At 61.3% G+C, this 22,643-nt stretch carries 20 protein-coding genes; 12 read left to right on the forward strand and 8 right to left on the reverse strand.

The genetic code is table 11. The features are described 5' to 3' along the window. Positions 1-57 precede the first annotated feature (57 nt). The 10 genes from NTD84_RS00595 (at position 58) to pcaC (ending at position 9,860) form a co-directional block, all read left to right on the forward strand. Positions 58-1,404, forward strand: coding sequence for an MFS transporter (locus NTD84_RS00595; RefSeq protein WP_262162699.1), 1,347 nt, complete (start codon positions 58-60; stop codon positions 1,402-1,404). Positions 1,405-1,597: 193 nt separating this feature from the next. Continuing rightward, positions 1,598-2,455, forward strand: a complete 858-nt coding sequence (locus NTD84_RS00600) for a CoA transferase subunit A (protein WP_262162701.1) — start codon at positions 1,598-1,600, stop codon at positions 2,453-2,455. Further along, positions 2,455-3,234, forward strand: coding sequence for a CoA-transferase subunit beta (locus NTD84_RS00605; RefSeq protein WP_262162703.1), 780 nt, complete (start codon positions 2,455-2,457; stop codon positions 3,232-3,234). The genes NTD84_RS00600 and NTD84_RS00605 overlap by 1 nt, the downstream gene beginning before the upstream one ends. Further along, positions 3,231-4,436, forward strand: a complete 1,206-nt coding sequence (gene pcaF / locus NTD84_RS00610) for a 3-oxoadipyl-CoA thiolase (protein WP_262162704.1) — start codon at positions 3,231-3,233, stop codon at positions 4,434-4,436. Before NTD84_RS00605 ends, pcaF begins: the two co-directional genes overlap by 4 nt. 36 nt (positions 4,437-4,472) lie before the next feature. Then, a complete protein-coding gene (gene pcaH, locus NTD84_RS00615) occupies positions 4,473-5,177 on the forward strand; it encodes a protocatechuate 3,4-dioxygenase subunit beta (protein WP_262162705.1) in 705 nt (234 codons plus the stop codon). A gap of 1 nt (position 5,178) precedes the next feature. Beyond that, a complete protein-coding gene (gene pcaG, locus NTD84_RS00620; RefSeq protein WP_262162707.1) occupies positions 5,179-5,745 on the forward strand; it encodes a protocatechuate 3,4-dioxygenase subunit alpha in 567 nt (188 codons plus the stop codon). Between the two features lie 194 nt (positions 5,746-5,939). Continuing rightward, on the forward strand, positions 5,940-7,244 hold the full coding sequence (locus tag NTD84_RS00625) for an MFS family transporter (protein WP_262162710.1): 1,305 nt from the start codon (positions 5,940-5,942) through the stop codon (positions 7,242-7,244). Positions 7,245-7,289: 45 nt separating this feature from the next. Continuing rightward, positions 7,290-8,654, forward strand: coding sequence for a 3-carboxy-cis,cis-muconate cycloisomerase (locus NTD84_RS00630; protein WP_262162712.1), 1,365 nt, complete (start codon positions 7,290-7,292; stop codon positions 8,652-8,654). An 11-nt stretch (positions 8,655-8,665) separates the two neighbouring features. Further along, the gene (pcaD, locus tag NTD84_RS00635) at positions 8,666-9,457 is read left to right on the forward strand and encodes a 3-oxoadipate enol-lactonase (protein WP_262162714.1); all 792 of its coding nucleotides are present in this window, start codon (positions 8,666-8,668) and stop codon (positions 9,455-9,457) included. A gap of 10 nt (positions 9,458-9,467) precedes the next feature. Further along, a complete protein-coding gene (gene pcaC, locus NTD84_RS00640) occupies positions 9,468-9,860 on the forward strand; it encodes a 4-carboxymuconolactone decarboxylase (protein WP_262162715.1) in 393 nt (130 codons plus the stop codon). Positions 9,861-9,999: 139 nt separating this feature from the next. Here pcaC and NTD84_RS00645 read toward each other — a convergent pair whose 3' ends face one another. From NTD84_RS00645 to emhA, 4 genes are all read right to left on the reverse strand, one after another. Further along, positions 10,000-11,259 (reverse strand): OprD family porin, encoded by a 1,260-nt coding sequence (locus NTD84_RS00645; protein WP_262162717.1) that lies wholly within the window; start codon positions 11,257-11,259, stop codon positions 10,000-10,002. 220 nt (positions 11,260-11,479) lie between these two features. After that, complete coding sequence (gene emhC, locus NTD84_RS00650) at positions 11,480-12,940, reverse strand: efflux RND transporter outer membrane subunit EmhC (protein WP_262162719.1); 1,461 nt, start codon at positions 12,938-12,940, stop codon at positions 11,480-11,482. Then, a complete protein-coding gene (gene emhB, locus NTD84_RS00655) occupies positions 12,937-16,086 on the reverse strand; it encodes an efflux RND transporter permease subunit EmhB (RefSeq protein WP_262162720.1) in 3,150 nt (1,049 codons plus the stop codon). Before emhB ends, emhC begins: the two co-directional genes overlap by 4 nt. Positions 16,087-16,089: 3 nt before the next feature. After that, positions 16,090-17,247 (reverse strand): efflux RND transporter periplasmic adaptor subunit EmhA, encoded by a 1,158-nt coding sequence (gene emhA, locus NTD84_RS00660; RefSeq protein WP_262162722.1) that lies wholly within the window; start codon positions 17,245-17,247, stop codon positions 16,090-16,092. Between the two features lie 266 nt (positions 17,248-17,513). Between emhA and emhR the strand changes: the two genes are divergently transcribed. Next, positions 17,514-18,146 (forward strand): efflux system transcriptional repressor EmhR, encoded by a 633-nt coding sequence (emhR, locus tag NTD84_RS00665; RefSeq protein WP_262162724.1) that lies wholly within the window; start codon positions 17,514-17,516, stop codon positions 18,144-18,146. 284 nt (positions 18,147-18,430) lie between these two features. Here emhR and NTD84_RS00670 read toward each other — a convergent pair whose 3' ends face one another. From NTD84_RS00670 to NTD84_RS00685, 4 genes are all read right to left on the reverse strand, one after another. Further along, entirely contained in the window at positions 18,431-18,997 is a 567-nt protein-coding gene (locus NTD84_RS00670; protein ID WP_262162726.1) for a hypothetical protein, read from the reverse strand. A gap of 310 nt (positions 18,998-19,307) precedes the next feature. Continuing rightward, positions 19,308-20,357: an alkene reductase gene (locus NTD84_RS00675; RefSeq protein ID WP_262162728.1), complete on the reverse strand. Its 1,050-nt coding sequence runs from the start codon at positions 20,355-20,357 to the stop codon at positions 19,308-19,310. Between the two features lie 20 nt (positions 20,358-20,377). Beyond that, the gene (locus NTD84_RS00680) at positions 20,378-21,544 is read right to left on the reverse strand and encodes an MFS transporter (RefSeq protein ID WP_262162730.1); all 1,167 of its coding nucleotides are present in this window, start codon (positions 21,542-21,544) and stop codon (positions 20,378-20,380) included. Positions 21,545-21,548: 4 nt separating this feature from the next. After that, on the reverse strand, positions 21,549-21,869 hold the full coding sequence (locus tag NTD84_RS00685) for an ArsR/SmtB family transcription factor (RefSeq protein WP_262162732.1): 321 nt from the start codon (positions 21,867-21,869) through the stop codon (positions 21,549-21,551). Between the two features lie 156 nt (positions 21,870-22,025). On the opposite strand from NTD84_RS00685, the gene NTD84_RS00690 reads away from it, so the two are divergent. Next, the coding region (locus NTD84_RS00690) for an ACP phosphodiesterase (protein WP_262162735.1) at positions 22,026-22,643 on the forward strand (618 nt) is incomplete at its 3' end.

Consider the following 22,643-nt stretch of genomic DNA (forward strand, 5'->3'; position numbering starts at 1 on the left):
GGCAGCGCCAGCCTGGCTGGCACCTGTCCGACTGCGTTCTTGCGTGGAATAAAAATAATGAACCAGCCTCAGTCTGTTGTAGGTCACTGCCTTGACGTGCAGTCCTTCATCAATGCTCAACCCATTTCGCGCTACCAGTGGCGAGTGGTGATCCTGTGTTTCCTGATTGTCTTTCTCGACGGCCTCGACACCGCGGCCATGGGCTTCATCGCGCCCGCGCTGTCCCAGGACTGGGGTATCGATCGCGCCAGCCTCGGCCCGGTGATGAGTGCCGCGTTGATCGGCATGGTCTTCGGCGCACTGGGTTCCGGCCCGTTGGCTGACCGCTTCGGGCGAAAAGTCGTACTGGTGGGCGCCGTACTGCTGTTCGGCGCCTTCAGCCTGGCCTCTGCCTACAGCAGCAGCGTCGACCAATTGCTGGTGCTGCGTTTCCTCACCGGTCTGGGCCTTGGTGCCGGTATGCCGAACGCCACGACGCTGCTGTCGGAGTACACCCCGGAGCGCAAGAAATCCCTGCTGGTGACCAGCATGTTCTGCGGCTTCAACCTCGGCATGGCCGGTGGCGGATTTATTTCCGCCAAGCTGATTCCTGCGTTCGGCTGGCACAGCCTGCTGCTGATCGGCGGGATTCTGCCGCTGATCCTCGCGGTCGTGTTACTGCTCTGGTTGCCGGAATCGGCGCGTTACCTGGTGGTGCGCAACCGTGGCACCGACAAAGTGCGCAAGACCCTGGCACCGATTGCTCCGACCGTGGTCGCCCAGGCCTCCAGCTTCAGCGTGCCGGAACAGAAAACCGTGAAGGCGCGCAACGTCTTCGCGGTGATCTTCTCCGAGACTTACAGCGCCGGCACCTTGCTGTTGTGGCTCACCTACTTCATGGGCCTGGTGATTGTTTATCTGCTGACCAGTTGGCTGCCGACCCTGATGCGCGACAGCGGTGCGAGCATGGAGCAGGCAGCGTTCATCGGCGCGCTGTTCCAATTGGGCGGCGTGTTGAGCGCCGTGGGTGTGGGCTGGGCGATGGACCGGTTCAATCCGCACAAGGTCATCGGCATTTTCTACCTGCTGGCCGGGGTCTTTGCCTACGCGGTGGGGCAGAGCCTGGGCCACATCACAGTGCTGGCAACCCTGGTGCTGGTCGCCGGCATGTGTGTCAACGGCGCGCAGTCGGCGATGCCTTCGCTGGCGGCACGGTTTTATCCGACCCAGGGCAGGGCGACCGGGGTGTCGTGGATGCTCGGGATTGGTCGGTTCGGCGCGATTCTGGGGGCGTGGATGGGGGCGACCTTGCTCGGGTTGGGCTGGAATTTTGAACAAGTGCTGACGGCGTTGGTGATTCCGGCGGCGGTGGCGACCATCGCGGTGGTGATCAAGGGCATGGTCAGTCATGCGGATGCGACCTGATGATGCTCACGAAGGCAGGCGGCCCCGGTGCTAAGACGGGATGAGTAGCAAGACAACAATATGTTCGATAAACGAACACTTAGTCGATTATCGGATTGTTTGAGGTTTTCTCCAGGCTTACTCTTCAGTCATCCGGCGCGCGCATCGCGCCCTTTCATCCACTGTCGGTTCAAACAAAACGGGAGCCTGCCCCATGGCTGAAATCCTTTCGCTGCACGACGCGGTGAAGCAATTCGTCAACGACGGCGATACCGTCGCGCTCGAAGGCTTCACCCACCTGATCCCTACGGCGGCGGGTCATGAAATCATTCGTCAGGGCAAGAAAGATCTGACGCTGGTACGGATGACGCCTGACCTGATCTACGACCAGTTGATCGGTGCCGGTTGTGCTCGCAAGCTGATTTTCTCCTGGGGCGGCAACCCGGGTGTCGGGTCGCTGCACCGTCTGCGTGACGCGGTCGAGAAGCAATGGCCGCACGCACTGGAAATCGAAGAACACAGCCACGCCGACCTGGCCAACGCCTACGTCGCGGGCGCCTCCGGCCTGCCGTTCGCGGTGCTGCGCGCCTACGCCGGTTCCGACCTGCCGAAGGTCAACCCGCTGATCAAGACCGTCACCTGCCCGTTCACGGGCGAAGTGCTCGCCGCCGTGCCGTCGGTGCGCCCGGACATCACCGTGATTCACGCGCAGAAAGCCGACCGTAAAGGCAACGTGCTGCTCTGGGGCATTCTCGGTGTTCAAAAAGAAGCCGCGCTGGCTGCCAAGCGTTGCATCGTCACCGTCGAAGAAATCGTCGACGACCTCAATGCGCCGATGAATTCCTGCGTGCTGCCGACCTGGGCCCTGAGCGCGGTCTGCCACGTCCCTGGCGGTGCGCATCCTTCCTACGCCCACGGTTACAACGAACGCGACAACCGTTTCTACCAGGCCTGGGACCCGATTGCCCGCGACCGTGACACCTTCACCGCGTGGATCAACGAGTACATCCACGGCTGCGCTGACTTCAGCGAGTTCCAGGCCAAGCTGGCCGCTGCTACGGAGGCGAAGTAATGACTTACACTACCAATGAAATGATGACCGTCGCCGCCGCCCGGCGTTTGAAGAACGGTTCCGTCTGCTTCGTCGGCATCGGCTTGCCGTCGAAAGCCGCCAACCTCGCACGCCTGACGTCCTCGCCGGACGTGGTGTTGATCTACGAATCGGGCCCGATTGGCGCCAAGCCCAGCGTATTGCCACTGTCGATCGGTGATGGGGAGCTGGCGGAAACCGCCGATACTGTCGTCCCGACCGGTGAGATTTTTCGCTACTGGCTGCAGGGCGGGCGCATTGACGTCGGTTTTCTCGGCGCCGCGCAGGTCGACCGCTTCGGCAACATCAACACCACCGTGGTCGGTGATTACCACGCACCGAAAGTGCGTCTGCCGGGTGCCGGTGGCGCGCCGGAAATCGCCGGTTCCGCCAAAAGCGTTTTGATCATCCTCAAACAGTCGGCCCGTTCGTTCGTCGACAAGCTCGACTTCATCACCTCGGTCGGCCATGGCGAGGGCGGCGATTCGCGCAAGCGGCTGGGGCTGCCGGGCGCTGGTCCGGTGGGCATCATCACCGACCTGTGCATCATGGAACCGGAAGCGGGCAGCCATGAATTCGTGGTCACCGCGCTGCACCCGGGTGTCACCCGTGAGCAAGTGGTCGCCGCCACCGGTTGGGCGATTCGTTTCGCCGACACCGTTGAAGAGACCGCCGAGCCAACCGAAGTCGAACTTAAGGCGCTCCGCGATCTGGAAGCCCGCACCGCCGCCGCCCACGGCCAAGCCCCCGGAGAAGCGTGATGCGTGACGTTTATATCTGCGACGCCATTCGCACCCCCATCGGCCGTTTCGGCGGTGGCCTGTCGGCGGTTCGCGCCGACGATTTGGCCGCCGTGCCGATCAAGGCACTGATGGAACGCAACCCGTCGGTCGACTGGACCGCGGTGGACGAGGTGTTCCTCGGCTGCGCCAACCAGGCTGGCGAGGACAACCGTAACGTGGCGCGCATGGCCTTGCTGCTGGCGGGCCTGCCGGAAAGCATTCCCGGCGTGACCCTCAATCGTCTCTGCGCTTCGGGCATGGATGCCGTCGGCACCGCATTCCGGGCCATCGCCAGCGGCGAAATGGAGCTGGCGATTGCCGGTGGCGTCGAGTCGATGTCGCGCGCGCCGTTCGTGATGGGCAAGGCCGACGCGGCGTTCTCGCGCAACATGAAGCTGGAAGACACCACCATCGGCTGGCGTTTCATCAACCCGTTGATGAAAGCCCAGTACGGCGTCGATGCGATGCCGCAAACCGCTGACAACGTGGCGGACGATTACCACGTGTCCCGCGAGGATCAGGACGCGTTCGCCCTGCGCAGCCAACAGCGCACGGCCGCCGCGCAAGCCGCAGGATTTTTCGCTGAAGAAATCGTCGAAGTGCGAATTGCCCACAAGAAAGGGGAAACCGTCGTCAGCCAGGACGAACATCCACGCCGTGACACCACGCTGGAGACCCTGGCCAAACTGAAGCCGGTCAACGGCCCGGACAAAACCGTCACAGCCGGCAACGCTTCGGGCGTGAACGATGGTGCGGCGGCGCTGATTCTGGCTTCCGCCGACGCGGTGAAAAAACACGGCCTGACCGCCCGCGCAAAAGTGCTGGGCATGGCGAGTGCCGGGGTCGCGCCACGCGTGATGGGCATCGGCCCGGTGCCAGCGGTGCGCAAACTGACTGAACGCCTGGGCCTGGCCGTCAGCGAATTCGACGTGATCGAACTCAACGAAGCCTTTGCCAGCCAGGGTCTGGCGGTGTTGCGTGAACTGGGACTGGCGGATGACGCCGCTCAGGTCAACCCGAACGGTGGCGCCATTGCCTTGGGCCATCCGCTGGGCATGAGCGGTGCGCGTCTGGTACTGACCGCTCTGCATCAGCTGGAAAAGACCGGTGGCAAAAGAGGTCTGGCGACCATGTGCGTCGGCGTCGGTCAGGGCCTGGCCCTGGCGATCGAACGCGTCTGACCCTCGGTCGTGATGATAAGAACAGAGGAAAGCGAAATGACTGACAAGCCTGGTTACCGTCGCCCGCAGCAAGGCACCCAGCCGGAGTACCTGCACCCGACGTATCAATCCACCAACCGGCGCGCGCCGTCCAAGCCGTTGGTGTTTCTGCCCCATTCGCTGTCGGAAATTACCGGGCCGACGGTGGGAGCCGAGCGCGTCAGCGAGAAGGACAACGACCTGACCGCCCAGCACAAAGGCGAGCCACAGGGCGAACGCATCATCATTCACGGCCGCGTGCTGGATGAAAACGGTTTGCCGGTGCCAGGCATTCTGGTGGAGATCTGGCAGGCCAACGCCGCCGGCCGTTACAACCACCCCCGCGACCTGCATGATGCGCCGCTGGACCCGAACTTCACCGGCACCGGCCGCACCGTGACCGATGCCGATGGCTGGTATCAGTTCCAGACCATCAAGCCCGGCGCGTATCCGTGGGGCAACCACCACAACGCGTGGCGCCCGGCGCACATCCATTTCTCGCTGTTCGGACCGAGCATTCTCACGCGGCTGGTCACGCAAATGTATTTCCCGGGCGACCCGTTGCTGGCGTACGACCCGATCTACAACTGCGTACCCGACACCCGTGCGAAAGAGCGCCTGATCGCCAGTTTCGACCTGGAAAAAACCATTCCTTCCTACGCCCTCGGTTATCGCTGGGACATCGTCTTGCGCGGCCGCGATGCCACGCCGATGGAGAAATAAGATGACGCTGACTGCGACCACGTCCCACACCGTCGGGCCGTACTACCACATCGGCCTGACCTGGCTGAACCGCGAAAACCTCACCGTCGAACAAACCCTCGGCGAGCGCGTGGCAATCACCGGGCAAGTTGTCGATGGCAACGGCGACGTGGTCAACGACGCCATGCTGGAAGTCTGGCAGGCCAACGCCGCCGGCAAGTACGACCATCCCGAGGACGATCAGGACAAACCCCTGGACCCGAACTTCGAAGGTTTTGGCCGGATACCGGTGGACGCCGAAGGGCGCTTCCGCTTCACCACGATCAAGCCGGGCACGGTCGAAGGGCTGAAAGGCACGACCCAGGCCCCGCACTTGGTGGTGCTGGTGTTTGCCCGCGGTTTGGTGAAACACCTGCTGACGCGCATCTACTTTGATGGCGAGCCGGCGAATGTGTCGGACCCGCTGCTGGAATGCGTACCGGCCGAACGCCGTGGCACGTTGCTGGCGAAGCAGGATGCGAGCGGTGTTTATCAGTGGAATGTGATTCTGCAGGGCACTGACGCCGAGACGGTGTTCTTCGATTATTGATCGAGCACTTCGCTTCCCCTGTAGGAGCGAGCTTGCTCGCGATGGCGTCCGTCAACCTATAACCAGGTCGCCTGGCACACCGCTATCGCGAGCAAGCTCGCTCCTACAGAGATGTTCGTCGCTTGGCTATCTGTGGAACGGGACTATTGCAAAGTATGTCTAGACTGTCACTGGTCCCCAAAGAGTGAAAAACAATGACAACCCCCACCGCTACTCCCTCGCACTACACCGGCGAAGAGCGCAGCAAGCGCATCTTCGCGATTGTCGGTGCCTCGTCCGGCAACCTCGTTGAGTGGTTCGACTTTTACGTCTACGCCTTTTGCGCGATTTATTTTGCACCGGCTTTTTTTCCGTCCGATAACCCGACTGTGCAGTTGGTGAATACGGCGGGCGTGTTCGCCGCGGGCTTCCTGATGCGGCCGATTGGCGGCTGGATTTTTGGCCGTGTCGCGGACAAGCACGGGCGCAAGAATTCGATGCTGATTTCGATTCTGATGATGTGCTTCGGCTCATTGCTCATCGCTTGCCTGCCGACGTACAAGGACATCGGTGTCTGGGCGCCGATTCTGCTGCTGTTCGCGCGCTTGCTTCAGGGCTTGTCCGTGGGCGGTGAGTACGGGACCACCGCGACTTATATGAGCGAAGTCGCGCTCAAGGGCCAGCGCGGTTTCTTCGCCTCGTTCCAGTACGTCACGCTGATTGGCGGGCAACTGCTGGCGGTGTCGCTGGTGGTGATCCTGCAACAATTCCTCACCGAAGATGACCTGCGTGCCTACGGCTGGCGGATCCCGTTCGTGGTCGGCGCCGTGGCCGCGTTGATCTCGCTGTTCCTGCGTCGTTCCTTGAAGGAAACCACCAGCAAGGAAATGCGCGAAAACAAGGACGCCGGCAGCATCAGCGCGTTGTTCCGCGATCACAAAGCCGCGTTCATCACCGTGCTCGGCTACACCGCCGGCGGTTCGCTGATTTTCTATACCTTTACTACCTACATGCAGAAGTACCTGGTGAACACCGCCGGCATGCCGGCCAAGACCGCCAGTTACATCATGACCGGCGCGCTGTTCCTGTACATGTGCATGCAACCGCTGTTCGGCATGCTGGCCGACAAGATCGGCCGGCGTAACTCGATGCTCTGGTTCGGCGCCCTCGGGACGCTGTTCACCGTGCCGATTCTGTTAAGCCTGAAAAGCGTCGGCAGCCCGTTTGTGGCGTTTGTGCTGATCACCGTGGCGCTGGCGATCGTCAGTTTCTACACCTCGATCAGCGGCTTGGTGAAGGCCGAAATGTTTCCGCCGGAAGTGCGTGCCCTGGGTGTTGGTCTGGCCTACGCGGTGGCGAATGCGATCTTCGGTGGCTCGGCGGAATACGTCGCGCTGAGCCTGAAAGCGGTCGGCATGGAAAACTCCTTCTACTGGTACGTTACGGTGATGATGGCGGTAGCGTTTCTGTTCAGCTTGCGTCTGCCGAAGCAGGCCAAATACTTGCACCACGACCTTTGATCTCTCTGCGTGGGCCGCACCGGCCCACGCCTTCAAGGACTGTCTATGAACCAGCGACCGGGCAATCAGTTGTTCGATGCCTATTTCACTGCGCGTGATATGCGTGAGGTGTTCTGCGATCAGGGCCGGGTCCAGGCCATGCTCGATTTCGAAGCAGCGCTGGCACGGGCCGAAGCGCAGGTCGGGTTGATTCCGTCGGCGGCGGTGGCGCCGATCGAAGCGGCGTGCCGCGCCGGGCATTACGATTTCGCCGCCCTTGGCGACGCGATCGCCACGGCCGGTAATTCGGCAATTCCGTTGGTCAAGGCGCTGGGCAAACAGATTGCCGCCACTGATGCCGAAGCCGAGCGTTACGTGCATCTGGGCGCGACCAGTCAGGACGTCATGGACACCGGTTTGGTGTTGCAACTGCGCCTGGCGCTGGAATTGATTGAACGCGATTTGGCGCAGTTGGGTGAAGTCCTGGCGACCCAGGCTTTGCGTTTCGTCGCCACGCCGCTGGCGGGGCGCACCTGGCTGCAACACGCGACACCGGTCACCCTGGGCATGAAGATCGCAGGTTGGCTCGGCGCGATCAGCCGTAGCCGTCAACGTCTGCAACAGCTCAAGCCGCGTCTGCTGGTGCTGCAATTCGGCGGCGCCTCCGGCACCCTCGCGGCCCTCGGCGCGCAGGCAATGCCGATTGCCGAAGCGCTGGCCGCGCAGTTGCAACTGAGCTTGCCCGACCAGCCCTGGCACACCCAGCGCGATCGTCTGGTGGAGTTTGGGTCGGTACTGGGATTGATCGCCGGCAGTCTCGGCAAACTCGGCCGCGACATCAGCCTGTTGATGCAGACCGAAGCCGGCGAAGTGTTCGAACCTGCGGCACCGGGCAAGGGCGGTTCTTCGACCATGCCGCACAAGCGCAACCCGGTGGGCGCTGCGGTGCTGATCGGTGCGGCGACGCGGGTGCCCGGTCTGCTCTCGACCCTGTTCAGCGCGATGCCGCAAGAGCACGAGCGCAGCCTGGGCCTGTGGCATGCCGAGTGGGAAACCCTGCCGGAGATTTGCTGCCTGGTGTCCGGCAGCCTCAAGCAAGCGTTGCTGGTGGCGGACGGCCTGGAAGTGGACGCCGCGCGCATGGCTCGCAACCTCGACCTGACCCAGGGCCTGGTGCTGGCCGAAGCGGTGAGCATCGTCCTCGCCCAACGGGTCGGTCGCGACACCGCGCATCATCTACTGGAGCAATGCTGCAAGCGCGCCGTGGCCGAGCAGCGACATTTGCGCGCCGTCCTCGGCGACGAGCCGCAGGTGACCGCCGAACTGTCGGCGACTGAACTCGATGATCTGCTGGACCCCGCCCACTACCTCGGTCAGGCCCATACCTGGGTCGAGCGAGCGGTGGCGGAACATTCTGCGTTGACTGCCTGAAGGAGATTGCTGTGGCTTTCGTACAACTCGCCGAGGGCGAACTGAATTACCAACTCGATGGACCGGACGATGCGCCGGTGCTGGTGCTGTCCAACTCGCTGGGCACGGACCTGCACATGTGGGACGCGCAGATCGATGCGTTCACCCGGCAGTTCCGCGTGCTGCGTTTTGACACCCGTGGCCACGGCAAGTCGCTGGTCACGCCAGGGCCCTACAGCATTGAGCAACTGGGTCGCGACGTGCTGGCGCTGCTGGACGCGTTGCACATTGAGCGTGCGCATTTCTGCGGTCTGTCGATGGGCGGGTTGATCGGCCAGTGGCTGGGGATCAATGCCGGTGAGCGCCTGCGCACGCTGGTGGTGTGCAACACCGCGGCGAAAATCGGCGATCCGTCGATCTGGAACCCGCGAATCGAAACGGTGCTGCGCGATGGCGCGGCGGCCATGGTCGCGCTGCGTGATGCGTCGATTGCGCGCTGGTTCACGCCGGACTTCGCCGAAGCCAATCCTGCTGCCGCGAAGAAGATTACCGACATGCTCGCCGCCACTTCGCCGCAGGGTTATGCGGCCAATTGCGCAGCGGTGCGGGATGCCGATTTCCGTGATCAGCTGTCCGCGATCAAGGTGCCGCTGCTGGTCATCGCCGGGACCGAAGACGCGGTGACGCCGCCGGCCGGTGGGCGTTTCATCCAGGACCACGTGCCGGGTGCCGAGTACGCCGAGTTCTACGCGGCGCATCTGTCCAACGTCCAGGCTGGCGCTGATTTCAGCGACCGGGTGCTGGCGTTCCTGTTGGCTCATTAAGGAGGATGTCGTGGACGAGAAACAACGTTACGACGAAGGCCTGAACGTCCGCCGTGCCGTGCTCGGCGACGCCCATGTCGACCGCAGCCTGAACGCGCTGACCGAGTTCAATTCGGAGTTCCAGGAGATGATCACCCGCCACGCTTGGGGCGACATCTGGACCCGCCCGGGCCTGCCGCGCCACACCCGCAGCCTGATCACCATCGCCATGCTGATCGGCATGAACCGCAACGAAGAACTCAAGCTGCACCTGCGCGCCGCCGCCAACAACGGCGTGACTCGCGGCGAGATCAAGGAAGTGATTATGCAGAGCGCGATCTATTGCGGCATTCCGGCGGCGAATGCCACGTTTCATCTGGCAGAGTCGGTGTGGGATGAATTGGGGGTTGAATCGCGGGGGTAGATCCTCGGGATTGGCGGTGTTTGTGCTGACGCTTTCGCGGGCAAGCCCGCTCCCACAGTGTTCGCGGTGAACGTGAATTTTGCGTTCACTCAAGGCTTCCGTGTGGGAGCGGGCTCGCTCGCGAAGGCGGTGACGCGGGTTACAACAAACTGATCGGGTAGCTGACGATCAACCGGTTCTCGTCGAACTCGTTGTTGCTGTAATCGCGGCGCATGGTCGAGTTGCGCCACTTGACGTTGAGGTCCTTGAGCGCGCCGCTCTGCACGGTGTAGCCCAGTTCGCTTTCACGCCCCCATTCCCTGCCGTCGGTGACGGTGCCGGTGTGCACGTTCTCACCGCTGATGTAGCGGTTCATCAACGTCAGCCCGGGAATGCCCAGCGCGACGAAGTTGTAGTCATGACGCAACTGCCAGGATTTTTCCCGGGCGTTGTCGTAGCTGGAGTTGTAGCTGTCGTTGGCCAGGGTGCCGCCGCTGGTGCCGTTGACCCGCATCCAGACGCTGTCGCCGGTGAGTTTTTGCAGGCCGACGTAGAAGGTGTTGCCGCCATACTTCGCCGAGAACATCCCCGACCAGGTCTTGTTGTCCAGGTCGCCGGCGCGGGCGCTGCCGTCTTCCTTGCCATAGAAGAATCCGAGATTGGCGCCCAGGGTCCAGTCGCCGAGCGGCTGGGTGTGGATCAGGTTGACGTATTGCTGGCTGTAGATGTCCTTGAGCTCAGCGTTCCACACCCCGATCTGGGTGCGCTTTTCATTGAACTGGTATTCGCCGCCCTGGAAGTTGAAGCGGTCGGAAGTGAACGCCGCTTTGCCGGTCATCGACAGGTCGCTCATGCTGCTGTCGTCCCGCGGGCTGTTGGCGCGGAACTGGCCGCCATACAGCGTCAGGCCGTCGACTTCCTTGGAAGTGATCTGGCCACCGCGGAAGGTTTGCGGCAGCGAGCGACCGTCGTCCGAGCGCAGGATTGGCAGCACCGGCATCCATTCACCGACCTTCACCTCGGTCTGTGACAGCCTGGCCTTGAACGCCACATTGCTGCGGCCGAAATTGTCCGCCGGGCGACCGTCATGGTCCAGCGGCAGCAGCTGCGTTCCACCGGTGCCGCGGCCGCCATCCAGTTTCACCGAGTACAGCCCCAGCACATCCATGCCGAACCCGAGCGTGCCCTGGGTGAAGCCGGACTTGGCGTCGAGGATGAAGCTCTGCGTCCACTCCTCAGCCTTGCCCTGGGTTTTGGTCGGGTTGGTGAAGTTGCGGTTGATGTAGAAGTTGCGCAGGTTCAGGCTGACCTTGGCCCCTTCGACAAAACCCGATTCTTCGGCATTGACGGAGAGGGTGATGCCGGCGGCGGCCAAGGCGACCAGGATGGCAAGTGGATACTGCGCGGTAGCGGGTGTCATTGATTCGAGCCTGTTGTTATTGATTTTGTGGGCCCGATGGTGCTGCGAATGTACTGGATGGTTCAATCTGCGGAAGTAGGTTTTGGGCGGTTATCGAACCGATATTGATCGTGAGTTTTGAGGTGTCCGGGCTGACCTCATCGTCGGAACTGACGCTGGCACTTTCCCGCCGCCAACAAAAAGCCCACCAAACGGTGGGCTTTTTGTGTAGCGCCAAAAATCAGAACAAGCGCATCTTCGGTGCTTCTTCTTTCAGCGGCTCGATTTTCGCGGTCTGCTCATTCCAGCCACCGCCCAATGCCTTGTACAGATTCACCGCACTGGTCAGCTGCGCCAACCGGTCGGTGATCAACGCCTGTTGCGCGCTGAACAGCTGGCGCTGGGCATCGAGGAAGGTCAGGTTGCTGTCGACGCCAATGCGATAACGACGCTCGGCCAGACGGTAGTAGTCCTGGTTGGCGGTGACGAAATCACGCTGCGCCTGCAACTGCTCTGTGTAGGTCTGGCGTGCGGCCAGGCCGTCGGCGACTTCCTGGAAGGCCGTTTGAATGGACTTCTCGTAGTTCGCCACGCCGATGTCTTTCTGGATTTTCGAGTAATCCAGGCTGGCGCGCAGGCTGCCGGCGTTGAAGATCGGCAGGTTGATCTGCGGCTGGAACAACCAGGTGCCCGAACCCCCTTTGAACAGGCCGGACAGGTCCGGGCTCAGGGAGCCGGCGTTGGCGGTCAGGCTGATGCTCGGGAAGAACGCTGCCCGTGCCGCGCCGATGTTGGCGTTCGCCGCTTTCAGGTTGTATTCGGCCTGAAGGATGTCCGGACGACGTTGCAGCAAGTCCGACGGCAGGCCGGGCGGAACGTCGCTCAGCAGATCGTCAGACAGCGGCTTCGCCTCCTGCAGATTGGCCGGGATACCGGTGCCGAGCAGCAGCACCAGGCTGTTTTCATCCTGGGCAACCTGGCGCGTGTAACGGGCCAGTTGCGCCCGGGCGTTTTCCACCGAGGTGCGCGACTGTGCCAGGTCCAGCGCCGAGGCGACGCCCACTTCGTTGCTGCGCGAGGTGAGCTTGTAGCTTTCCTCGAAGGCGCCGAGGGTGTCCTGGGTCAGTTTGCGCAGCTCTTTGTCCGCCTGCCAGGTCATGTAGGCGTTTGCCACATTGGCCACCAGACTGATTTGCGTGCTGCGCCGGCCTTCTTCGGTGGCGAAGTATTGTTGCAGGGCTTCTTCGCTCAGGCTGCGCACCCGACCGAACAGGTCGAGTTCATAGGCGCTGATGCCGACGGTGGCGGAATAGGAACTGGTGATACCCGCTTCGCCGGTCTGCGAGGCCCGCGCCGGAACCCGCTGGCGGCTGCCGGTGGCATTGGCGGACACCGCCGGAAACAGGTCCGCACGCTGAATGCGGTACTGCGCGGCGAACGCGTCGATGTTCAGCGCTGCGACACGCAGGTCACGGTTGTTTTCCAGGGCGACCTGGATCAGTTGCTGCAAGGCCGGGTCATGGAAAAACTGCTTCCAGCCCTGTTCGGCGGCAGCCTGGTTAGGCGCCTGGGCCGGCGAGTACGCCGGGCCCTGCGGGTATTGCGCCGCCACCGGTGCTGCCGGCTGCTGATAATCGGGTATCAGCGAGCAGCCGCTCAGGACGAAGGCAGCGACCGCGATGGAGAGTAGCGACTTGCTCATTGGCCAGCCTCTTTAGAAGGTTCGAGAGTGTCGTCCTCATCGGCATTTTTACGCTTGCCAATGGACGACACGGTGACGAAGAACAGTGGTACCCAGAAGATCGCCAGGACCGTGGCGGTGATCATACCGCCAATAACGCCCGTACCGATCGCATGTTGGCTGCCCGAACCGGCGCCCGTGGAAATGGCCAATGGTACGACACCGAGGACGAAGGCCAGGGAGGTCATGATGATCGGTCGCAGACGCATCCGGCAGGCTTCGATCGCCGCATCGCGCAGGCTGCGCCCTTGTTCATGCAGTTCCTTGGCGAATTCCACGATCAGAATGGCGTTTTTCGCCGCCAGACCGATGGTTGTCAACAGGCCCACCTGGAAGTAAACGTCGTTGGACAGGCCCCGCAGACTGGTGGCCAACAGCGCACCGATGATCCCCAAAGGCACCACCAGCATCACCGCGATCGGAATCGACCAGCTCTCGTACAGCGCCGCCAGGCACAGGAACACCATCAGCAGCGACAACGCGTACAGCGCCGGCGCCTGAGAACCCGACAGCCGTTCTTCGTACGACAGACCGGTCCAGGAAATCCCGACACCCGCCGGCAGTTTCTTCGCCAGGGCTTCGACTTCGGCCATGGCTTCACCGGTGGAATAGCCTGGCGCCGGAGCACCGAGGATTTCCATCGCCTCTACGCCGTTGTAACGGGACAACTTCGGCGCACCGTAGATCCACTCGCCCTTGGCGAACGCGGAGAACGGCACCATGGTTCCTTGCGAGTTACGCACGTACCATTTCTTGATGTCTTCGGGGCTCATGCGCGAGCCGGGCTGGCCTTGTACGTACACTTTCTTCACCCGACCACGGTCGATGAAGTCGTTGACGTAGCTACTGCCCAAGGCAATCGACAGAGTGCTGTTGATGTCGCTGAGGGTCAGGCCCAGTGCGCTGGCCTTCTCGTCGTCGATTTCCAGCTGATATTGCGGCTCGTCGTTCAGACCGTTTGGACGCACTTGGTACAGCACTTTGCTTTGCGCCGCCATGCCGAGGAACTGGTTGCGGGCTTCCATCAACTTGTCGTGACCGATACCGGCACGGTCCTGCAGGAACACGTCGAAACCGGTGGCGTTACCCAACTCCAATACCGCCGGCGGGGCGAAGGCGAACACCATCGCATCGCGGAAGCTGAAGAAGTGCTGCTGGGCGCGGGCGGCGAGTTTGAACACGCTGTTTTCCGCATCCCGCTCGCCCCACGGCTTGAGCATGATGAACGCCAGGCCGGAGCTTTGGCCGCGACCGGCGAAGTTGAAGCCGTTCACGGTAAACACCGAGGCCACCGCGCTGGATTCCTTGTCCAGCAGGTAGGAACGCATCTCGTCGATCACCACCTGAGTGCGCTGGGCGCTGGAACCGGCCGGTGTCTGCACCTGGGCAAACAAAACGCCCTGGTCTTCTTCCGGCAGGAACGCCGTCGGGATGCGGGTGAACAGCCAGATCATGCCGACGACGATGATGACGTAGGCCAGCAGGTACGGGGCCTTGGTCGTCAGCATGTTGCCGACGCCACGCTCGTAGCTTTTGACGCCACGGTCGAAGCTGCGGTTGAACCAGCCGAAGAAGCCGCGTTTCGGGGTGCCGTGCTCGCCTTTCGGAATCGCCTTGAGCATGGTGGCGCAGAGTGCTGGGGTGAAGATCAGGGCAACCATCACCGACAGCGCCATGGCCGACACGATGGTGATCGAGAACTGCTTGTAGATCACACCGGTGGAGCCGCTGAAGAACGCCATCGGCAGCAGTACCGCCGACAGCACCAAGGCGATACCGACCAGTGCACCCTGGATTTGCCCCATGGATTTCTTGGTGGCCTCCTTGGGTGACAGGCCTTCCTCACTCATGACCCGCTCGACGTTTTCCACCACGACGATGGCATCGTCCACCAGCAAACCGATGGCCAACACCATACCAAACATGGTCAGGGTGTTGATGCTGAACCCGAATGCCGCGAGGATCCCGAACGTACCGAGCAATACCACCGGCACGGTCATCGTGGTGATGACGGTGGCGCGGAAGTTCTGCAGGAACAGGAACATCACCAGGAACACCAGCACGATCGCTTCGACCAGGGTTTCAACCACGCCCTTGATCGACTCGGTCACCACCGGGGTGGTGTCGTACGGGAACACCACTTCCATGCCTTGCGGGAAGAACGGCTTGAGCGTGTTGATGGTGTTGCGCAGCGCTTTCGCGGTGTCGAGGGCGTTGGCACCGTTGGCCAGTTTCACCGCCAGACCGGACGCAGGCGCGCCGTTGAACTGCGCGTTGATGCTGTAGTTTTCACCGCCCAGGCCGACATCGGCGACATCGGACAGGCGAACCTGCGAACCGTCCTTGTTGACCTTGAGCAGGATCTTGTTGAACTGCTCGGCGGTCTGCAGACGGGTCTTGCCGATGATGGTGGCGTTCAGTTGCTGGCCAGGTGCAGCGGGCAGGCCGCCCAGTTGGCCGGACGACACCTGGATGTTCTGCGCGGCGATGGCCGCCTTGACGTCAACCGGGGTCAGGCTGAAGTTGTTCAGCTTGGCCGGGTCGAGCCAGACCCGCATCGCGTACTGGGAACCGAAGACCTGGAAGTCACCGACACCGGCGGTCCGCGAGATCGGGTCCTGCATGTTCGACACGATGTAGTTGGACAGGTCGTCCTTGGTCATGCTGCCGTCACGGGACACCACGCCGATCACCAGGAGGAAGTTTTTCACTGCCTTGGTCACGCGAATCCCCTGTTGCTGCACTTCTTGCGGCAGCAGCGGGGTGGCCAGGTTCAGCTTGTTCTGCACCTGAACCTGCGCGGTGTCGGAGTTGGTGCCTTGCTCGAAGGTCGCGGTGATGGTCATGCTGCCGTCGGAGTTACTTTCCGAGGACACATAACGCAGGTTGTCGATACCGTTGAGTTGTTGCTCGATGACCTGCACCACGGTGTCCTGCACGGTTTGTGCGGACGCGCCTGGGTAGGTCACCTGGATCGCAATGGCCGGAGGCGCAATGCTCGGGTATTGGTTGATCGGCAATTTGAGGATCGATAAAGCCCCGACCAGCATGATCACCAGGGCAATTACCCAGGCGAAAATCGGACGGTCGATAAAAAATTTCGACATGGTTTACTCCCCTTTGCCGCTGGAAGCCTTGTCAGCTGCCTGTGCGGGGGCCGGGTTCTTTGTGCCAACGTTTGTCGCCTCGGTGGCCTTGACTTCAATGCCAGGTTTGACGAATTGCAGCCCTTCCGTGATCAGGCGATCGCCAGCCTTCAGGCCGTCATCGATCAGCCACTGGTTGCCGACGGTGCGACTGGCCTTGAGCTGGCGCAGTTCGACCTTGTTATCCGGGCCGACGACCAGCGCGGTCGGGGTGCCTTTGAGGTCGCGGGTCACGCCTTGTTGCGGGGCGAGGATCGCCGCCGCATTCACACCGGCTTGCAACTGGGCGTGCACGAACATGCCGGGCAGCAAGGTGTGATCCGGGTTCGGGAACACCGCACGCAGGGTGACGGAGCCGGTGGTCTGGTCAACCGAGACTTCGGAGAACTCGAGCTTGCCGTCGAGCTTGTATTGGCTGCCATCTTCCAGGGTCAGCTTGACTGCGGCCGAGTTGTCGCCGGCTTTTTGCAGGCGACCGCTTTCCAGTTCGCGGCGCAGCTCCAGCAGCTCCACGGAAGACTGGGTGACGTCGACGTAGATCGGGTCGAGTTGCTGGATCACGGCCATGGCATCGGCCTGGCCACTGGTGACCAGTGCGCCTTCGGTCACGCTGGAGCGGCCGATGCGACCGCTGAGCGGGGCGTAGACCTTGGTGTAGCGCACATTGATCTGCGCGCTTTGCAGGGCGGCTTCCGATTGCAGGCGATTAGCCTGGGCGGTGTCGTATTCCTGACGGCTGACGGCCTGTTCGTTGACCAGTTGCTTGTACCGATCAGAAATCGATTTGGTCTGTTGCAGGTTGGCCTCGGCGCTTTTCAGCGTGGCTTCATACACCGCCGGATCGATCTGGTACAGCTGCTGGCCGGCCTTGACGTCGCCGCCTTCCTTAAACAGACGCTTGAGAATGATGCCGTTGACCTGAGGACGAACTTCGGCGATGCGGTAGGCGCTGGTGCGACCCGGCAGCTCGGACGTCAGGGTAAAGGCTTGCGGTTGCAGGGTGACGACGCCGACCTGAGGCGGTGGAGCGGGCGGTGCCGCTTCTTCCTTTTTACATCCGCTGAGCAGCGATGCAAGGGCGACGGCGGTGACCAGAGCGGTAACAGCTGGCTTGAATTGCATGAAAATCCTCGGGTCAGGCGCGCAAATTGCGCACAAGAAATGTGTAAGGGTAAAAAATGTGCGCTGAGTAGATAAGTAGCTTGCTAAGGAATATACTTACGTTCATGGCTGTTTGTAAATACCTTGGCTGCGTACCCACACCGTTACAAAAGCCGTTTCGAAGAGTGAGATTGTAGGCCGGGGACGACACCCGAGAGTGTTCGCCCCACTTTTATTCAGCGCATGTTCAGGCATCGCTGAGGCACCCTGATTGAGGTTGTACTGCCATGGTCCGTCGTACCAAAGAGGAAGCCCAGGAAACCCGTAGCCAGATACTCGAAGCGGCCGAGAAAGCCTTTTATGAGCGTGGCGTGGCGCGCACCACCCTGGCGGACATCGCGACCCTGGCCGGCGTGACGCGCGGGGCCATCTATTGGCATTTTAGTAACAAGGCGGATTTGGTACAGGCCATGCTCGATACGTTGCATGAGCCGCTGGACGAAATGGCCAAGGCCAGTGAAAGCGCAGACGAACCCGATCCACTGGGCTGCATGCGCAAGTTGCTGGTTCATTTGTTTCATCAAGTGGCACTGGACCCGAAAACCCGACGCATCAATGAGATTTTGTTTCATAAGTGCGAATTCACCGATGAAATGTGCGATCTGCGCCAGCAGCGCCGGGAGGTCAGCCTCGATTGCAATGTGCGCATCGGCCTGGCCTTGCGTAATGCGGTGAATCGCGGGCAGTTGCCGGACGATCTCGACACGGCTCGGGCGGCCATCAGCCTGCATGCCTTCATCGACGGCATTCTGTACCAATGGCTATTGGCCCCAGACAGTTTTCAACTGCACACCGACGCCGAGCGTTGGGCCGATACAGGGCTGGACATGCTCCGCCTGAGCCCCAGCCTGCGCAAATGAAACAAAAGGTGCAATGGGGTGCTTTTATATACGTCTGCTCGCCAGGTTGATAGGTAATGGACGACGTATTTTGTAGGGATTTTGTTTCTCCACTGTGAATACGCACGAAAAGGCCTGTAGGAAAAAGCGCTGCTCATGGTCGCCACACCTGTAGGAGCCAGCTTGCTGGCGATAGACGCAAGGGCGCCGCGTTCATTCAGACAATACGCGCTATCGTTGACGTCCATCGCCAGCAAGCTGGCTCCTACAGGGTTACTGTGCTGTCCTGATCACCCAAGAGGTAATCAGATCTCGTCAGGGTTGCTGAGGTAGGGCGCGTTTCGTTGTGCGATCCGCAAGTTGAAAGACAGGGGTTGCGCCCCTTTGTCGGCGATATAGATAAACGGCGAATCCTGCACTCGATGTGCGTGCAGCAGCCCAGAGTCACGAGCTTGCAGGTAGAGGGTGGCCCAGTCACTTGTTAGATGATCAAGGGTCATGGCGACCCCTTGTTTGTTAATCAGGCTGAACTTGGTGGAGCCCTCGGGTGGGAATGCCCCCAACAAGCCGTCATCCGCCACGCTCAAGCACTTTCCATAATAAGCGCCCGGCGTCCGAATATAGAGTCGGTAGAATTCACCGGTGTATCTGAAGTAAAGACTTAAACGCTCAACAGCATCAATGGGTATCGATTGGCGTAACCCCAGAAAGTGCGAGTCATCTCTGCTCTGACGGCGGCCGGTAAAGAAGCCACCGCTAGACAGTGATGAAGTTACGATGGCCCGTTTGGCATGTAACTTATTCAGGAAGTGCAATGGACTGGCGTCGGTGCCCAGTGTTGCGGTAAATGATTGTTTCCGGTCTGAGCTCATAATGATTCTCTTTTGTTTTATTTGAAGTGGATCACCTGGCGCGAGCAGGGCCTTGCCTGCTAGCGTTGTATCGTTGAAGAGTGAATAAAATTGTGATGTTCATGCGTGTGCCGGCAACAGCAGATCGCCCATTGCATAATCGATTTTTCTGTTGATGGCAGTTGTTAATTAAACTAGCAGGTCACTGGTTTTAATTAAAAGGTGTTTGATGTTTCATCAATTTTCGATGCTTGTAGTTAAGTTGATAATTTACAGGCAATAAAAAGCCCCGGCTCTTTCGAGTCGGGGCTTCTTTATTTAAGCGCGACGCTTACATCACTGGATAGTCGATGTAACCTACCGGGCCCTTGGCATAAAACAGTTCCGGGCGCGCCTCGTTCAGCGGCGCGTCGGCCTTCAGGCGTGCCGGCAGATCCGGGTTGGCAATGAATGGCACACCGAAAGCGACCGCATCGGCCTTGCCGCTGGCCAGCCAGGCGTTGGCACTGTCCTTGGTGAAGCGTTCGTTGGCGATGTACGGCCCGCCAAAGGCTTCCTTGAGGGTTGGACCAAGGCTGTCGGCGCCTTCTTTCTCACGGGAGCAGATGAACGCGATGCCACGTTTGCCCAGCTCGCGAGCGACGTAGGTGAAGGTCTCGGCCAGGTTGTCGTCGCCCATGTCATGGGAGTCGGCGCGCGGTGCCAGGTGCACACCCACGCGGCCGGCGCCCCAGACTTCGATCGCGGCGTCAGTCACTTCCAGCAGCAGGCGCGCACGGTTTTCCAGGGAGCCGCCGTAGTGGTCGGTACGCTGGTTGGTGCTGCTTTGCAGGAACTGGTCGAGCAGGTAACCGTTCGCGCCGTGGATTTCCACGCCGTCAAAACCGGCTGCCTTGGCGTTCTCGGCACCGGTGCGATAGGCGTCGATGATGTCGGCGATTTCAGCGGTTTCCAATGCGCGAGGGGTCGGGTAGTCGGCCAATGGGCGAACCAGGCTGACGTGACCTTTTGGCTGGATGGCGCTCGGTGCAACCGGTGCTTCGCCGTTCAGGTACGACTCGTGCGACACACGGCCGACGTGCCACAGTTGCAGGAAGATCTTGCCGCCCGCGCCATGGACCGCTTTGGTCACGTTGGCCCAGCCACGCACTTGATCGTTGGACCAGATACCCGGGGTGTCCGGGTAGCCAACGCCCATCGGCGTGACCGAGGTGGCCTCGCTGAGGATCAGGCCGGCGGTGGCGCGCTGCACGTAATACTCGGCCATCAGCGCGTTCGGTACACGGCCTTCGTCGGCGCGGCAGCGGGTCAGTGGCGCCATGATGATGCGGTTGGCCAACTCAACGTCGCCCAGTTTGATCGGATCGAAAATAGTCGTCATTCAATAGCCCTCGTGAGGTATCAGTTAGTCGCAGGAGCCAGTTCGGGGTTGCCGTTCTGGCGGAAAGTAATCAAAGTCACCAGCAGGGCCAGCACTGCCAGGGCAGCGGCGGCAAGGGGCACGCTGGTCAGGCCAAAGCCGTGGGCGATGACGCTGCCACCAACCCAGGCACCCAGTGCGTTGCCGACGTTGAACGCGCCGATGTTCAGGGTCGAGACCAGGTTCGGCGCGGCCTTGCCGTAAGTGACCACGTTGACTTGCAGGGCGGGCACGGCGGCGAAACACGCGGTGGCCCAGAGGAACAGGGTGATTTCGGTTGGGATCAGCGCGACGCTGGTCCAGGTCAACACGGTCGATACCACGGCCATGGTGATGAACACGCCGATCAGCGTCGCCGCCAGGCCTTTGTCCGCCAGCTTGCCGCCGATGATGTTGCCGACGGTGAGGCCCAGGCCGATGAGCATCAGGGTCCAGGTCACGCCCCGTGGCGAGACGCCGGTGACTTCGCCCAGCAACGGCGCGACGTAGGTGAACAGGGTGAAGACCGAGGCCGCGAACAGCGCTGTCATGCTCAGCGACAGCCAGATGCCGGCACCTTTCAGCGCTCGCAGTTCGGCGCGCATGTCGAGTTTTTCTTCATCGCGCTTGGCCGGCAGGAAGCGAATCAGGCCGATCAAGGCAATCACGCCGATCACGGTCACGGCCCAGAAAGTCGAACGCCAGCCAGCTTGTTGACCGAGCGCGGTGCCCAGCGGCACGCCGAGGACGTTGGCCAGGGTCAGGCCGGTGAACATCAGGGCCACGGCCGAGGCACGCTTATTGGCCGGCACCAGATTGGCCGCCACCACCGAACCGATACCGAAGAAGGCACCGTGGCACAGGGCGGTCACCACCCGGGCGAACATCAGGACGTTGTAATCGCTGGCCAGAGCGCACAGCAGATTGCCGAGGATGAAAATGCCCATCAGCGCCACCAGTGCAGCCTTGCGCGGCAATTTCGCGGTAGCCAGCGCCATGAACGGTGCACCGATGGCCACGCCCAGGGCGTAACCGGTGACCAGCCAGCCGGCGCCGGGGATCGACACGCCGAGGTCAGCCGCCACATCGGGCAGCAGGCCCATGATGACGAACTCGGTGGTGCCGATAGCGAAGGCGCTCAAGGCCAGGATGAGTAGCGAGAGGGGCATTGGGTTAAGTCCTTGTCGGAGTGCTGAGCTCTTTGACGATGGCGTCGAGGAACGCCTGGATGACGTCCTCGTTGCGTTTGAAGAAGTGCCATTGACCGGCTTTCTGGCTACTGATCAGGCCCGCCCGTTGCAGGTTCGCCAAATGAGCGGACACGGTCGACTGCGACAGGCCGCAGCGTTGATCGATCTGTCCGGCACAAATGCCGTGCTCGTGGTTGTGGAGCTGTTCCGGGAACTGGACCTTCGGGTCTTTCAGCCAGGTGAGGATGTCTCGGCGTACTGGGTGTGCCAGGGCTTTTATTATTTCGTCGAGGTCGATGGTCATGGGATTGGGCTCGTGATGAGTAAAACGCTATATCGCGATGAGGCGAACTTTAAATCGTTACTTCGCGATACACCAATATGATTTTGGTCTGATGACCGCATGAATCGGTATATCGGGTTATAACGATATTTGAGCGGCAGTGCTAAGCTGCGCGGCATGAACTATCTCGCACATCTTCACCTCGGTGGCCAGCGTCCCGGTCAATGGCTCGGCAGTCTCTATGGCGATTTCGTCAAGGGACGGCTGCAAGGGCAGTTCGACCCGGAGATCGAAGCGGCCATCCAGTTGCATCGCCGCATCGACGTGTACACCGACCGCCATCCGTTGGTGGATGCAGCGCTGTCACGGTTTTCCCTGACCCGCCGGCGATACGCCGGGATCGTGCTCGACGTGTTTTTCGACCACTGCCTGGCCCGCGACTGGGCGCAGTACGCCGACCGGCCGCTGGAGCTGTTCACCTCGGATGTGTACCGGGTGCTGTCCAATGAACCGCAGTTGCCAGAGCGCCTGGCGAGAATCGCGCCGCACATGGTGGCGAATGACTGGTTGGGCTCCTACCGGGAGTTCGAGGTGCTGGAGCAGGTACTGCGGGGGATTTCGCGGAGGCTGACGCAGCCGGACGAACTGGCGGCGGCCATGCAGGAATTGCGGGTGTTGTATGAGCCGTTGAGCGAGGATTTCAGGTTGTTCTATCCGCAGTTGCAGGATTTTGCCCAGACCACGCAGATCCAATGTGGGAGCGAGCTTGCTCGCGAAGGCGTCCTTACATTTAAA

The organism is Pseudomonas sp. 14P_8.1_Bac3 (genome assembly GCF_025466085.1).
GTDB lineage: Bacteria > Pseudomonadota > Gammaproteobacteria > Pseudomonadales > Pseudomonadaceae > Aquipseudomonas.

Excerpts from the sequence above, each read along its gene's own strand:
- NTD84_RS00595 (WP_262162699.1), top strand. The coding sequence starts at position 58 with ATGAACCAGCCTCAGTCTGTTGTAGGTCACTGCCTTGACGTGCAGTCC.
- NTD84_RS00600 (WP_262162701.1), top strand. The coding sequence starts at position 1,598 with ATGGCTGAAATCCTTTCGCTGCACGACGCGGTGAAGCAATTCGTCAAC.
- NTD84_RS00605 (WP_262162703.1), top strand. The coding sequence starts at position 2,455 with ATGACTTACACTACCAATGAAATGATGACCGTCGCCGCCGCCCGGCGT.
- pcaH (WP_262162705.1), top strand. The coding sequence starts at position 4,473 with ATGACTGACAAGCCTGGTTACCGTCGCCCGCAGCAAGGCACCCAGCCG.
- pcaG (WP_262162707.1), top strand. The coding sequence starts at position 5,179 with ATGACGCTGACTGCGACCACGTCCCACACCGTCGGGCCGTACTACCAC.
- NTD84_RS00625 (WP_262162710.1), top strand. The coding sequence starts at position 5,940 with ATGACAACCCCCACCGCTACTCCCTCGCACTACACCGGCGAAGAGCGC.
- NTD84_RS00630 (WP_262162712.1), top strand. The coding sequence starts at position 7,290 with ATGAACCAGCGACCGGGCAATCAGTTGTTCGATGCCTATTTCACTGCG.
- NTD84_RS00645 (WP_262162717.1), bottom strand. The coding sequence starts at position 11,259 with ATGACACCCGCTACCGCGCAGTATCCACTTGCCATCCTGGTCGCCTTG.
- emhC (WP_262162719.1), bottom strand. The coding sequence starts at position 12,940 with ATGAGCAAGTCGCTACTCTCCATCGCGGTCGCTGCCTTCGTCCTGAGC.
- emhB (WP_262162720.1), bottom strand. The coding sequence starts at position 16,086 with ATGTCGAAATTTTTTATCGACCGTCCGATTTTCGCCTGGGTAATTGCC.
- emhA (WP_262162722.1), bottom strand. The coding sequence starts at position 17,247 with ATGCAATTCAAGCCAGCTGTTACCGCTCTGGTCACCGCCGTCGCCCTT.
- emhR (WP_262162724.1), top strand. The coding sequence starts at position 17,514 with ATGGTCCGTCGTACCAAAGAGGAAGCCCAGGAAACCCGTAGCCAGATA.
- NTD84_RS00670 (WP_262162726.1), bottom strand. The coding sequence starts at position 18,997 with ATGAGCTCAGACCGGAAACAATCATTTACCGCAACACTGGGCACCGAC.
- NTD84_RS00675 (WP_262162728.1), bottom strand. The coding sequence starts at position 20,357 with ATGACGACTATTTTCGATCCGATCAAACTGGGCGACGTTGAGTTGGCC.
- NTD84_RS00680 (WP_262162730.1), bottom strand. The coding sequence starts at position 21,544 with ATGCCCCTCTCGCTACTCATCCTGGCCTTGAGCGCCTTCGCTATCGGC.
- NTD84_RS00685 (WP_262162732.1), bottom strand. The coding sequence starts at position 21,869 with ATGACCATCGACCTCGACGAAATAATAAAAGCCCTGGCACACCCAGTA.